This is a genomic window from Gordonia sp. CPCC 206044 (genome assembly GCF_048537895.1).
In the GTDB taxonomy this organism is placed as follows: domain Bacteria; phylum Actinomycetota; class Actinomycetes; order Mycobacteriales; family Mycobacteriaceae; genus Gordonia.
Genome location: NZ_JBCLVL010000002.1, coordinates 410,241 through 423,575, shown reverse-complemented (window position 1 = coordinate 423,575; position 13,335 = coordinate 410,241). Strand labels below are relative to the sequence as shown.

The window sequence follows — 13,335 nt, the reverse complement described above, 5'->3', positions numbered from 1 at the left end:
GAACCCCTCAGGGCGACAGCGCATCCACGACGTCGGTGACCGCCGCGCGGGCCAGGTCCGCGTCGGCGTCCACGAGGCCTATCCGGGTCCGGCGGTGCAGGACGTCGTCGACGGTGAGCGCTCCCTCGTGGGTCACCGCGAACGCCACCTCGGCGCGCGTCACGTCGAGGTCTTCCGCGATCGGTTCCAGCGGTCGATCGATGGCCGTGGCGTCGGCGACTTTCGTTGCCTCCGAACCGAATCGGGCGATCAATGACGCGGGAAGGTCGCTGCTCGCCGGGGCTCCGGCGGCACCGACCAGCGGGGTCGTGGTGGTGACGCAGGCACCGCACCGCAACCCGGCCGCGGTGACCGCGGCGTCGACCGCATCCTGGGCCATCCGACGATAGGTCGTGAGCTTTCCACCGATCACGCCGACGAGTGTGTCGTCGGTGACGCGAACCCGATGACGGCGCGACACGTCGGCGAGATCCTCTGTGTCCGATGAACTTCCACCATGACGTGTACCGATCAGCGGACGCAGGCCGGCGAAGGTGCCGCGGATGTCGGCCCGGGAGACCGGTTCCTCGAGCGCGGCGTTGATCGAGTCGAGCAGGAAGTCGATCTCGGCATCCGACGACGTCGGCACATCCGGGATCGCGCCGGGTGCGTCCACATCGGTCAGGCCGACGTACACCCGACCGAGCTGCTCGGGAAGAGCAAAGACGAAGCGCGACAACGATCCCGCGATCGGCACGGTCAGCGCGCCGGTCGGGTTTCCGAAGCGCTGGGCGTCGAAGACGAGGTGGGTGCCGCGGCTGGGCCGCAGATGCAGCGAGTTGTCGACCTGACCGGCCCACACGCCCGCGGCGTTGATCACGCTACGCGCCGCGACGTCGAAGGATTCCCCGGTCAGCGTGTCGGTCAGCCGTGCACCGGTGCCGGTGACCCGGTCGGCCCGGGTGCGGGTGCATATCGACGCACCGAACGCCGCAGCGGTCCGCGCCACCGCGACCACGAGACGAGCGTCGTCGACGAGCTGTCCGTCGGCACCACCGACCGCGCCGCGCAGTCCGGCACGGCGGGTGGCCGGGCACAGTTCGAGAGTCTCGGTGGCGGACAACCGAACCGGCCCCGGCAGAACCGACGACGGCGTTCCGGCCGTGCGCCGCAACAGATCTCCGGCCCCGAATCCGGCGCGGATGAGAGCCGTGCGACCCGACGAACCGTGGTCGGGGATCACCTGGCGCAGCGGCCGGATGAGATGGGGCGCGATGGCGGTCATCAGATGGTGGCGTTCGATCGCGCTCTCGTAGGCGATCGGTAGCTGGCCGGCGGCGAGGTATCGCAGTCCGCCGTGCACGAGTTTGCTGCTCCAGCGCGAGGTGCCGAACGCCAGGTCGTGGGCCTCGACGAGTGCGACACGCAACCCGCGGGTGGCCGCGTCGAGCGCGACGCCGGCACCCGTGATGCCGCCACCGACGACGAGAACGTCCAGGGGTTCGGTCGCATCGGCGAGCGCCGCGAGGACCGAACGACGGTGACGGGCATCGAGCACGGCCATCAGTTGGCCGGAGGTAAGTCGTCGGGTCGACGCAAATAGGAAGTGAGTGCGTGGTGGAGTTCGATGCTCCACTCATCGCCGAGGATCGACTCGACGAGTGCGCGGGACTGGATGGCCGACTGCGTGATCAGCAGGACCATCGAGGCCATCTTGGCCGGGTCACCGTCACGGACCTGACCCTCGGTCTGTCCACGAGAGATGACGCCGGACAGCAGATCGAGGACTCCACGCTGGCTGGTGCCCAGACGATCGAACACGTAGGGCGTCATGAAATCGCGTTGTTCGCGCCACAGGGCGGCGACGAGTTCGTCGTCGCGCAGCGCGGCGACCACCCGGACGACCTGATCGATCGCGGCGTCGAAGTCCGCGGTGCGCAGCGGTGTCGCCTCGGTGACGGCGGCGACGATGCCGAGCACCTCGCGGGTCAGCAGGGCACGGATCATCTCCGACATGTCCGGCCAGCGCCGGTACACCGTCGGACGGCTGACACCGGCCTCGCGGGCGACCTCGGCGATCGTCACCTTGCGGCCGTCGTTGCGCACAAGACACCGGCGGGCCGCGTCGAGAACCTGGTCCCCGATGTCTTCTTTACAGATTGACATGATGTGTAACACTGTAACCCATGGGCTCTGATATGCCTCACTGCCACCGCGTTCGCCACGCCACAGTACTGGTGAACCCTCACTCACGGCATGGGGCAGGCCAGGCGATCGCCGAACAAGCGGTCGACGCCTTCGCCGATCGCGGCGTCGACATAGAGCTGATCGTGGGGCGCGACGCCGACCACGCCGCCACCCTGACCGCCGCGGCACTCGCCGCCGACACCGACGCACTGGCCGTGGTGGGCGGCGACGGCACCTTACGCCTGGCCGTCCAGGCGGCACACGGATCCGGCATCCCGTTGGGCATCATCCCCGCGGGCAGCGGCAACGACGTCGCCCGCAACCTGGGCGTGCCGGTCGACGACGTCGCGGCCGCGGTGGATGTCGTCGTCGGCGGCCACCGCAGCACCGTCGACCTGGGCCGGGTGACGTTCCCGGACGGTCGCACCGAACTGTTCTGCACCATCGCGGCAACGGGATTCGATGCCTCGGTCACCGCCCGGGCGAATCGCATGGCCTGGCCGAAGGGGCAGGCGCGGTACACGATCGCGGCGCTCGTCGAACTCGCCGGACTGCGTTCACGCCATTACGACGTGCGCGCCGACGACCAGAAACTCCACGGCGACCTGGCCTTTGCCGCGATCGGGAACACCACCTCGTACGGCGGCGGGATGCAGATCACGCCGAACGCCTCGATGACCGACGGACAACTCGACGTGACCGTGGCGTTGCGGCCGGCGCGGTTCGCACGCACGACGGTGGCCAGGGTCTTCCCGAAGGTCTTCACCGGCGAGCACATCTCCCATCCGATGGTGCGCACGATGCGTGGGCGGGAGATCGAGCTCTACTGCGATCCGCCTGCACTCGTGTCCGTCGACGGTGATCTCGTCGGTGAACTGCCTGCCGTGTTCGAGGCGCTCCCGCGGGCGGTGACCTTCCTGACCCCGGTCGGCTGATCCGCCGCTGCCGCGGTCGTCAGCCGCGCTGAGACCACCATTCCCGCAACGCCTCCTCGGCCTCCTCGCGAGACAGCGGCCCGCGGTCGAGCCGCAGTTCCTTCAGATATCGCCAGGCCTGACCGACGAGGGGACCGGCCGGGATGTCGAGCAACTCCATGATCGCGTTGCCGTCGAGGTCGGGGCGCACGCGATCGAGATCCTCGGCGGCCTGCAGCGCCGCGATGCGCCGTTCGAGGTCGTCGTAGTTCTCCTGCAGACGGCGAGCACGCCTCTTGTTGCGGGTCGTGCAGTCGGCGCGCACCAATTTGTGCAGTCGGTCCAGCAGCGGCCCCGCGTCGGTCACATAGCGGCGTACCGCCGAATCCGTCCACGCGCCGTCGCCGTAACCGTGGAAGCGCAGGTGGAGGAAGACCAGCTGGGACACCTCGTCGACCACGGCCTTCGGATACTTCAGGGCACGCATCCGTTTGCGGACCATCTTGGCGCCGACCACCTCGTGGTGGTGAAAGCTCACGCCACCGCCGGTCTCGTGGCGTCGCGTGGCCGGTTTACCGATGTCGTGCAGCAACGCGGCCCATCGCAGCACCAGGTCGGGATCGGACTCCTCGAGATCCATCGCCTGCTTGAGCACCGTCAACGAGTGCTGGTAGACGTCCTTGTGCTGGTGGTGCTCGTCGATGGTGAGCTTCATCCCGGGAATCTCCGGGAGGACGTGGACTGCCAGGCCGGAGTCGACCATCAGATCGATGGCCTCGAGCGGATGATCGCCGAGGATCGTCTTGTCGAGCTCTGTGCGCACCCGCTCGGCGGTGATGCGATTGATCTGGTCGGACATCTCGGAAATGGCGTCGAAAACGCGGGGCGCGACGCGAAAACCCAGTTGAGAGACGAATCGGACCGCACGCAGCATGCGCAGCGGGTCGTCGTTGAAGGATTCCTCGGGAGTGGCCGGGGTGTCGATCGCACCGGCCAGCAGCGCCGTCATGCCGTCGAGCGGGTCGCAGAACTCGGCCGGACCCTCGCGGCCGATCCGCACGGCCATGGCATTGATGGTGAAATCGCGTCGCACCAGGTCGGCGTCGAGTGACTCACCGAAGGCGACCTCCGGATTGCGCCCGACACGGTCATAGGAATCCGCACGGTACGTGGTCACCTCCACCATCTGGTCACCTTTTCGGGCGCTGATCGTGCCGAATGCGATTCCGGTGTCCCAGACGGCGTCGGCCCAGCCCGACAGCAGTCGCTCCAACTCGTCGGGGCGCGCGTCGGTGGTGAAGTCGAGGTCGTTGCCGAGGCGGCCGAGGACCGCGTCGCGCACCGACCCGCCGACCAGGAACAACTCGTGTCCGGCGTCGGCGAACAGCGCACCGAGCGGCACCAGGACGTCGGCGAGTTCCCGCAGCGACACCGCTGCCGAGGCCAGCAGTCGGGTACGGCGTTCGGGGTCGCTCACGGCATGTCAGCCTACCGTCGCGGTGTCCGACGACCACAAATCGCCGGATCCGCATGGACCTCGGCGATCCGTGGCGGCGACACCGGTGCCTGCGCGAGCCATCGAAGGCAAACGGCAGGTGACCAACGGCTAGCATCGAGAGCGTGTCCGCCGATCCGTCCACCGACCCCTCTGACGTCTCTTCCGACGTCACGGCCGGTGGACGCGGCCCGAACGACAAGTCCCGGGACACCGCCAACGGTGGTGGTCGGCGCGTGACACCGGCGGATCTGGCCCGCAATGGCACCCGCGGCGTCACACCCGACGACGCACCCTCCGGAGGAGGCGGACAGCGTCGCCGGGGTCAGCGGGGACGTCGACGACGGGGGAGGCGGCCGGCGCCCGTGAGCGCTCCGTCCACCGAGTCCGCCGACGACACGCCCACGCCGCGTCCGGTCGAGCGACGCAACGTGCCCAAGCCGGGGCCGATGCCCAAACGCACCGACCCAGAACGGGTCGGCGTCGTCGACGAATCGACCCCGACGCACACGCGGGTGTCGCCGCCGAAACCGTCGGACCTGGTGGCGGTGACCGCGAAGATCACCAAGACCGGTCTCACCCACACCGTGGCGCCGGAGAATCCGGCGACGACCACGAAGGGCAAGAACCGTCGGCGCCCCAACCGCAACGACCGTGGCCAGGAGAAGTTGCGCACCGTGCGCGAGACGTCCGCGGGCGGCCTGGTGATCTCCGATCTGGATCTGCCGATCGACGAGCTCTCCGCCGCCCTCATCGGGCGGATGGATCGGCGCGGCCGGATGATGTGGTCGCTGCCGAAGGGCCACATCGAAACCGGTGAGACGGCCGAACAGACCGCGATCCGCGAGGTCGCCGAGGAGACCGGGATCCAGGGCACCGTGGTCGCGCCGCTCGGCAAGATCGACTACTGGTTCGTCAGCGAGGGACGCCGGATCCACAAGACCGTGCACCATTATCTGTTGCGCAGCGTCGGCGGCGAGTTGTCCGACGCCGACTACGAGGTCAGTGAGGTGGCCTGGGTGCCGCTGGCCGAGCTGCCCCGCAAGCTCACGTACTCTGACGAGCGGCGACTGGCCCGGATGGCCCGTGGCGTCATCGCCGATCTCGCCGCCGACCCGAACCGGTTGGCCCAGTCCGAGGCCGAGAGCATTCGCACCGAACCGAACGCCTATGAGAGAGCCGCAGCCGCCCGCAACCAGCGCCGCAACGAGCCGCCGCCACCGCAGCGGTCTCGTCGGCGTCGGCGCCGGCCTCGGCGTCCACCGGCGGGCGATGCCTGACCGCCGCCCCGCCCGGTCATCCGCGTGCCGACCTTCCGCGAGCCCCCGACGATCCGTACAGATCTGTGCCACGATCCTGGCCACCCTGCTGATCTGTCTCATCTCGGCCGGGCCCGCCGTCGCGGCCCCCGGTTCCGATCAGACCGGCACCGACGATGCCGTCCCGGACAGCTTTCTGCAGCTGTCCATCGACTCGATGACCCCGTCGATGGTGACCAGCAGCGGGTCTTCCACGGTGACCGTCAGCGGTCACGTGGACAATGTCGGCGACCGGATGCTGCACGACCTCACCGTGCGACTCGAGCGCGGCGATCCGGTGCGCACCGCGAACGGTCTGCGCAGCGACCTCGTGACGATGCCCGACCCGGCCACGGTGGCGACGCCGTTCCGCGGTCTGTCCGACGACCTGGCGCCGGGCAAGTCCGCGCGGTTCACGATCACCGCACCGTTGTCGGGGTCCGACGGCCTCGACATCCAGCGGACCGGCGTGTTCCCGATCCAGGTCAACGTCAACGGCCTGCCCGACTACGGCAATCCCGCCAAACTCGCGGAGTCACGCACCCTGCTGCCGGTCCTGTCGCTGCCGCCGGACCGCACAAGGGCCGCCGACTACGTGGGGCCGACCGTTGACGACACCGCCGAGGACACCGACCTCGGGCCGGACGGATCGGTCTCGGCCAACCTGTCGAGTCCGTCGCGACTGACAATGCTCTGGCCGCTGGCCGCACCCCCGCAGCTCACGCCCGGTGTGCTCGGCGGCAACACCGAACCGGTGCGGCTGGTCGGCGACGACCTGGCGCGCTCCCTGGCCCCCGGTGGCCGACTCAGCACCCTCCTCGAGGCCGCGCGATCGGTCGCCGGGGACTCTGCGTCGGCCGATGGCGGAAACGACGACGATGGCAACGATGGGTCCGGCGAGGCGGCGAACGACTCGGCCGACAACACCGCGTCGTCGCCGGCGACGAGCGGAAACGGTGCCGCGCAACCACCCGCATCGGCTTCCGCGTCGCCCGGTGAGTCCACCGGCGACGCTCCGAGTACCCCGGCTCCCGAGGCGTCCAAACTGCAGCAGAGCATGTGTCTCGCGGTGGATCCGGACCTGCTGGTGACGGTGCGCGCGATGTCGCTGGGGTACCTGGTCTCCGACGACCCGCTCGACCCGTTGTCGGCGACGACGACGGGCACCGGCCAGGCCGCCGCCGGACAATGGCTGAACGAGCTGCGCGAGCTGGCCGCCCGCACCTGCGTCGTCGCATTGCCGTTCGCACAGGCCGACCTGACGTCCCTGGCGCGGATCGACAATCCCGGACTCACCACCGCAGCGCTGTCCACTCCTGCCGGCGTGATCGACGCCATCCTCGGGGTCCGCAGCGTCCGCGGCATCACCGTGCCTGCCCTCGGCGCCCTCGACGCCACCGGCGCGGGTGTGCTGACCGGTGAATCGATCCACGGCGCGGTGACGTCGACGAGCAGCGTGGATCCCAGACGCAACGCCGGAACCGGCCGTTATCGCATCGGTGACCTGCGCGTGCAGACCGCCGAGGCCCCGGTGACCGCCGCCCTCGCCGCGCTCGGTGCCGCACCGACGACACCGCCGCTGGCACCGCAATCCCAACGGGTCGCGCTCGACGACGAATCGGCGGTGTCCCGCAGGCAGGCCGCGGTGGCCGCGCTGGCCTATCCATCGATCGCGGCACCCGCACCCGCATCCGACGACGCGCCGCCGACGCCGATGCCGGTGGCCGGACGCAGCGCATTCGTCGTACCGCCCACGTACTGGGCGCCGTCCGCCGACGACACGAACGCGTTGCTCACCACCGCGACGCTGCTCCTGGAATCCGGAGCCGCGGCACCCGGACCGCTCCCCGACGTCGTCCGCGACATGGACACCGCCGACGACGACGCCCGCTTCGTCGCGCCCCCCGGGGTCGGTCCGCTGTCCACGCTCGGTGCATCGGTGCAGTCACCGGTCACCGGCACCATGCAGGCCCATGCCGAGCTGTCGTGGCAGCTCCAAGCCTCGCTGATGCGCTCTGCCGACGTCGCGGCGAGTCCGGAGCGCTACATGGCGCCCCTGCGTGAAGATCTGCTGCGGGCGATCCGGACGCCCAACACGTCGTCGGCAGGCGAACGCGCCGACATCCGAAGTCAGCGCGACGGACGGGTCACGGCGGTGGGATCGACGTTGCAGCGGATGCGCAACGCCGTGACCATCCTCGATCCGGGCGGGCGCTACACCCTGGCCTCCGAGCGCAGTCCACTGCTGCTCGTGGTGCGCAACGACCTGTCGCTGCCCATCCGGGTGCGGATGAACGTCGCGGCACCCTCGGACCTCGACGTCGGCGACATCGGCGTCATCGAGATCCCCGCACGCGGTACCCGGCAGATCCAGCTGCCCACGCGCGCGGGCACCTCGGAGGCGATCACCGTGACGATGTCGCTGGAGACGTCGAGTGGCGTTCCGATCGGGTCGCCGATCCGGCTCTCGGTGCACTCCAACGCATACGGCAAGACGCTGTTCTGGATCACCATCGTCGCCGGTGTCGCCCTGGTGCTGCTCACCGCGCGCCGACTCTGGCATCGTTTCCGCGGCGAGCCGGATCCGGCCGACGAGGATCGACCGGATCCCGACGAACACGCCCGCATGCTGGCCGGCAGCACCTATCAACAGCGTCGCCGTACCCTGCAACAAGAAGACGGCGCCCTCGAGACCGAACACACTGGGCCCGAACACACTGGGCCCGAACACGCCGAGCCCGAGACCACCGGTGCAGAACCGACCGAGAGCGATCGAGACAGGACATGACCGACCAGGGACCACGCGAGCCGAACCGCGCTGCTCCTCGCCGGATTCCGTCGGCAGGGGAGCAGGGCCGGCCGCCCCGCGAACGACGCCAGGGCCCACCCGTCGGCCCGACGCCGCTGTCCGGTCCGGTCGCCGATCAGCCTCCGCTGTCCCGCGGTGCGCCGCCGCCACGACCACCCCGACCGCCGCGGCAGATCCCGGCTCGGCCCGATCTCCGGGCCGCGACCACGACCGTCCGTGACCGCACGAACGACGTGCACGACGGCGCCGACCATCCCGACGACTCGTCGACCGGTCTGGCGCGTGACTCCGACGCCAGCATCTTGCGCACCAGCGGATCCATCGCGCTGGCGACCCTGACGAGCCGCATCACCGGTTTCATCCGAACCGTCCTGGTGCTCGCCATGCTCGGCCCGGCGATCGCGTCCGCGTTCCAGGCCGCCTACGTGCTGCCGAACATGATCGCCGAGGTCGTGCTGGGTGCCGTGCTCACCGCGATCGTGATCCCGGTGCTGGTGCGCGCCGAAGCCGAGGACGACGACGGCGGCCGGGCGTTCATCAACCGCATCTTCACCCTGACGGTGGCGACGCTGGGCACGGCGACGGTCATCGCCCTGATCGCCGCGCCGCTGCTCACCTACCTCAACGTCGGCGACGGCGATGTGAACCGGCCGTTGACCACGGCGCTCGCGTATCTACTCCTGCCAGAGATCCTGTTCTACGGATTGTCCGCGCTGTTCATGGCGATCCTGAACATGAAGGGGTTCTTCAAACCGGGTGCGTGGGCACCGGTCCTGAACAACATCGTGCAGATCGCCACGCTGGTGCTCTACGCGGCGATGCCGGGGGAGATCACCCTCAATCCGGTTCGGATGTCGGATCCCCAGCTGTTGGTGCTCGGAATCGGTACCACCATCGGTGTCGTCGTCCAGGCGGCCGTGCTGGTGCCGTGGTTGAAGCGGGCGGGCGTCCGCCTTCAGATGCAGTGGGGCCTCGACGCCCGACTGCGACGCTTCGGCAACATGGCCTTGGCGATCGTCATGTACGTGGCGATCCTGCAGGTCGGTCTGGTGATCACCTATCGGATCGCCGCCCACGCGGACTCCTCGGGCATCAGCGTCTACGCCACGCACTGGCAGCTGTTGCAGTTGCCGTACGGCGTGCTCGGTGTGACGATCCTGACCGCGATCATGCCGAGGCTCTCGCGCAACGCGGCGGCCGACGACGACAAGGCCGTGGTCGACGACCTCTCGTTGGCCACCCGTCTCACCATGGTCGCGTTGGTGCCGACGGTCGCCTTCATGACCTTCTTCGGACCGGCCATCGGCGTCGCGGTGTTCAACTTCGGCAAGTTCGACGCGACGGTCGCGTCGCAGCTCGGTTCCACCCTGGCGTGGGGTGCGTTCACCCTCATCCCGTACGCGATGACGCTGGTTCAGCTGCGCGTGTTCTACGCCCGAGAGGATGCCTGGACCCCGACGCTGATGGTGCTCGGCATCACCGCGGTCAAGGTCGTGGCGTCCTATCTGGGCCCGGTGCTGTTCTCCGATCCCGACCTGGTGGTGCGCTGGCTCGCGTTGTCCAACGGGCTCGGCTATCTCGTCGGCGCGATCGTCGGTCATCGTCTGCTGCGCAAGCGTTTGCACAACGCCCGCCTCGCCGACGTCATGCGCACCACATGGGTCACGATCGGCATCTCGGTCGGTGTCGCCTTCATCGTGTGGGCAGTGGCGGATCTGTCCGGAATGCACCGTCTCGCGACGGAATTCGGGAAAATCGGATCCCTGGTCTATCTCCTGCTGACCGCGGTGGTGGTACTCGGCGTCACCTACGCGGGGCTCGCCGCGGCGAAGGTTCCCGACGTCGTGTCGATCGGAATGTCGGTGCGGCGCATGCTCGGTCGCTTCATCCCGGCACTCGCGCCACCTGAGAATGCGATAACAGAATCGGCACCGTCGATCACGGTTCAGTTTCCGCGCGTCACCACCGACGAATCGCTCCCGTACTCTGGTCAAGTACAGGTGCTCCGGCGATTCGACCGGGGCACGGCCACGTGGCAGTCGTACGCCGTTCACACCGGTGGAGCTGCTCACATTCGCGATGGCGGCGGGGTCCGGGTCCAACCACCCCGCGACATGCGTTACCGCAGGAGAGGAGGCCCGCGCGTGAGTGACACCGAGATCGGAACCACGCAGGACACCGAGATCATCCGCGACACTCGGGACTCCGACGCCGGCTCGATCACCGTCGACGACCCGTCGTCGCAGACCCCGACTCGTGCCGTGACCGATCAGGCCGCGGATTCCGGCCAGGCCGATGAGTCCGCCCAGACCGATCAGTCCACGCAGACCGCTGACGAAACCACCTCGGAGCCAACCGCATCCACGAACGAGTCCACTCCGGCGGGCCCGGCCGGGGCGTCACCGCGGCCGCGCGGTCCGCGACTGGTGCCCGGCGCCGCGATCGCCGGCGGCCGGTATCGCCTGCTCGACCATCACGGCGGTACGCGCGGCCTGCAGTTCTGGCGCGCACAGGACACCAATCTCGATCGAGAGGTCGGACTGACCTTCGTCGACGCCGATCAACTCGCGCCTCCACCGCGCCGCGGTGAGACCGTCAAGGTGACCGACGAGGGACCGCAGGGCGTTCTGTCCCGCACCCTGCGCCTGGGCCAGGTCTCCTCGTCCGGCATCGCTCGTGTCCTCGACGTGGTGCGGGCGTCCTCGGGCGGCATCGTGGTGAGCGAATGGGTTCCGGGCTCGTCGTTGGCCGAGGTGGCCCGCACGAGTCCGTCACCGATCGGCGCCGCCCGTGCCGTGCGCGCCCTCGCGGCGGCCGCCGAGATCACCCATCGCTCCGGCGGCGCACTGTCCATCGACCATCCCGACCGCATTCGCATCAGCACCGACGGCAATGCCGTGCTGGCCTTCCCCGGCACGCTCGCAGGCGACGACAAATCGTCGGATGTGCGAGGGCTCGGGGCAGTCCTCTACGCCCTGCTGCTGGCGCATTGGCCGCTCGACGGAGCGACCGGTTCCGAACTGAGCACCACCCGAGACAGCACCGAACCGGTCGGTGGCCTGCCCGTCGCCGAACCCGACTCCGCAGGCCGACCGATCGAGCCCCGGGAATCGCGCCCGGAGATCCCGTTCGAGATCTCTGCCGTGGCCGCTCGGGCCCTCGACGGTCAGCGCGGCATCAGGACCGCCGGAACCGTGCAGCACGTCCTCGACCAGGCGACGGTCATCGACCTCAACACCGACATGCTGCCCGCGATCAAGACCGACGATCCGCCGATCGCGATGGCCGGCCGGGAGCGCACGGAGAGCCAACCCGGACGACGCAATCTCGCGCTGCTGATCGGCGCGGGCCTGTTGACGCTGTTCGTGGTGCTGGCCGTGGTGGTCTGGGCGACCAATCTGTTCGGTTCCGACGACGGATCGGCCGACATCGACTCGATCATCACACCTACGTCGTCGGCGCCGGCCACGCCTGCGGCACCGGCCCCGCCTGCCGAGCCGGCCGCCGCCGGTCCGATCGCTCTACGTGGTGTCACCCTCGTCGATTTCTCGGGTCAGCCGCCGGACAACTCACCAAACCTGCCCAACGTGATCTCCGGTGCCGCCCCGCCCTGGCAGACCGACTCCTACCGTGGCTCCCCGAACTTCGGCGGCCTCAAGCAGGGCCTGGGTCTGATGTTCGATCTCGGTGGTGACAACGCCGCCAAGACCGTGACGATCGCAACGCCCACGCCGGGCTTCGCGGTGTCGGTCCGCACGGCGCAAACCGCGACACCTGCCGCCCTGGCCGACACCACCGAGGTGGCATCAGGCCCGGTGGCACAGCCGACGACCACGTTCACCATCGACAATCCTCGGGCGAGTCCCTACCTCATGGTCTGGATGACCTCGCTGCCGCCCGGACCCGGTGGCTACCAGGCGAAGATCGGCCACATCACGGTCGACCGCTGACACGAGGGGACCGGCGACTATTCCCGGCCGGCTCCCGACAACGCGTTGGCCGACCGCCGGTGTTCCGACGGCGCTGGATCTCGGTGGGGCGTCGAGCTTCAGTCGCAGTAGCCGTGTAGGAACACTCTCACTCCGGCCCGCACGTGAGCTTCGATCGAACCGCCGGGTCGACGGATCGAGTCCTGGCTGATCAGCGCCAAGAAGTGGACAGCTGCGAGCGGCGGGTCGTCTAGCTTCAGGCCCTTGACCGTCCCGAGTTGGTCGGCGAGGTGCTGGCGAACACGCAGAGGTCCTGCCTGTTGCCACGCCCGGACGGCCTCCTCCGGAATGTGTTCGGCGTCTGCCTGGATTTGCCGGACCAGCGCGAAATGCGTTGTGAAATCGTCATTTCCCTGCAATGCGACGCCGAGGTCGGTGAGGTCGTCCTCGAGGTCTGTGACCTTGCGCAGGTAGTTGTCGATCACGGCGATGTGCCCGGCGGCGACCTTGCCGGCACTCTCGGAGATCACCACCTCGAAGAGCGTGGCCTTGTCGCGGAAATGGTTGTAGATGGTCCGGGTCGAGACGCCCGCCCCTTTCGCGATCATCTCGATGCTCGCCCGCGTGTAACCGTCGCGCGCGAACACCCCCAGCGCCCCGGTCAGAATCGCTTCTCGCTTGTCAGCACGCAACGCCATGGTCGACACCTTAGTAAGTACAACAT

The 13,335-nt window shown here is 69.0% G+C and carries 8 protein-coding genes; 4 read left to right on the top strand and 4 right to left on the bottom strand.

Annotation, left to right across the window (positions count from 1 at the left end):
• Positions 1-7: 7 nt before the first annotated feature.
• Positions 8-1,543: an FAD-dependent oxidoreductase gene (locus AAFP35_RS04430; protein WP_419220334.1), complete on the bottom strand. Its 1,536-nt coding sequence runs from the start codon at positions 1,541-1,543 to the stop codon at positions 8-10.
• Positions 1,543-2,145 (bottom strand): TetR/AcrR family transcriptional regulator, encoded by a 603-nt coding sequence (locus tag AAFP35_RS04425; protein ID WP_419220333.1) that lies wholly within the window; start codon positions 2,143-2,145, stop codon positions 1,543-1,545. The genes AAFP35_RS04430 and AAFP35_RS04425 overlap by 1 nt, the downstream gene beginning before the upstream one ends.
• A 20-nt stretch (positions 2,146-2,165) precedes the next feature.
• On the opposite strand from AAFP35_RS04425, the gene AAFP35_RS04420 reads away from it, so the two are divergent.
• Complete coding sequence (locus AAFP35_RS04420; RefSeq protein ID WP_419220332.1) at positions 2,166-3,101, top strand: diacylglycerol kinase; 936 nt, start codon at positions 2,166-2,168, stop codon at positions 3,099-3,101.
• A 19-nt stretch (positions 3,102-3,120) separates the two neighbouring features.
• On the opposite strand, the gene AAFP35_RS04415 is transcribed toward AAFP35_RS04420, so the two are convergent.
• Complete coding sequence (locus AAFP35_RS04415) at positions 3,121-4,557, bottom strand: CCA tRNA nucleotidyltransferase (protein ID WP_419220331.1); 1,437 nt, start codon at positions 4,555-4,557, stop codon at positions 3,121-3,123.
• A gap of 143 nt (positions 4,558-4,700) precedes the next feature.
• On the opposite strand from AAFP35_RS04415, the gene AAFP35_RS04410 reads away from it, so the two are divergent.
• The 3 genes from AAFP35_RS04410 to murJ are packed head-to-tail and all read left to right on the top strand — an operon-like array spanning position 4,701 to position 12,632.
• On the top strand, positions 4,701-5,855 hold the full coding sequence (locus AAFP35_RS04410; protein ID WP_419220330.1) for an NUDIX hydrolase: 1,155 nt from the start codon (positions 4,701-4,703) through the stop codon (positions 5,853-5,855).
• Positions 5,848-8,661 carry a DUF6049 family protein gene (locus tag AAFP35_RS04405; RefSeq protein WP_419220329.1) on the top strand — a complete coding sequence of 938 codons (2,814 nt, stop codon included), beginning with the start codon at positions 5,848-5,850 and terminating at the stop codon, positions 8,659-8,661. The genes AAFP35_RS04410 and AAFP35_RS04405 overlap by 8 nt, the downstream gene beginning before the upstream one ends.
• Complete coding sequence (murJ, locus tag AAFP35_RS04400) at positions 8,658-12,632, top strand: murein biosynthesis integral membrane protein MurJ (protein ID WP_419220328.1); 3,975 nt, start codon at positions 8,658-8,660, stop codon at positions 12,630-12,632. Before AAFP35_RS04405 ends, murJ begins: the two co-directional genes overlap by 4 nt.
• Positions 12,633-12,730: 98 nt before the next feature.
• Here murJ and AAFP35_RS04395 read toward each other — a convergent pair whose 3' ends face one another.
• Positions 12,731-13,309: a TetR/AcrR family transcriptional regulator gene (locus AAFP35_RS04395; RefSeq protein ID WP_419220327.1), complete on the bottom strand. Its 579-nt coding sequence runs from the start codon at positions 13,307-13,309 to the stop codon at positions 12,731-12,733.
• Positions 13,310-13,335 lie beyond the last annotated feature (26 nt).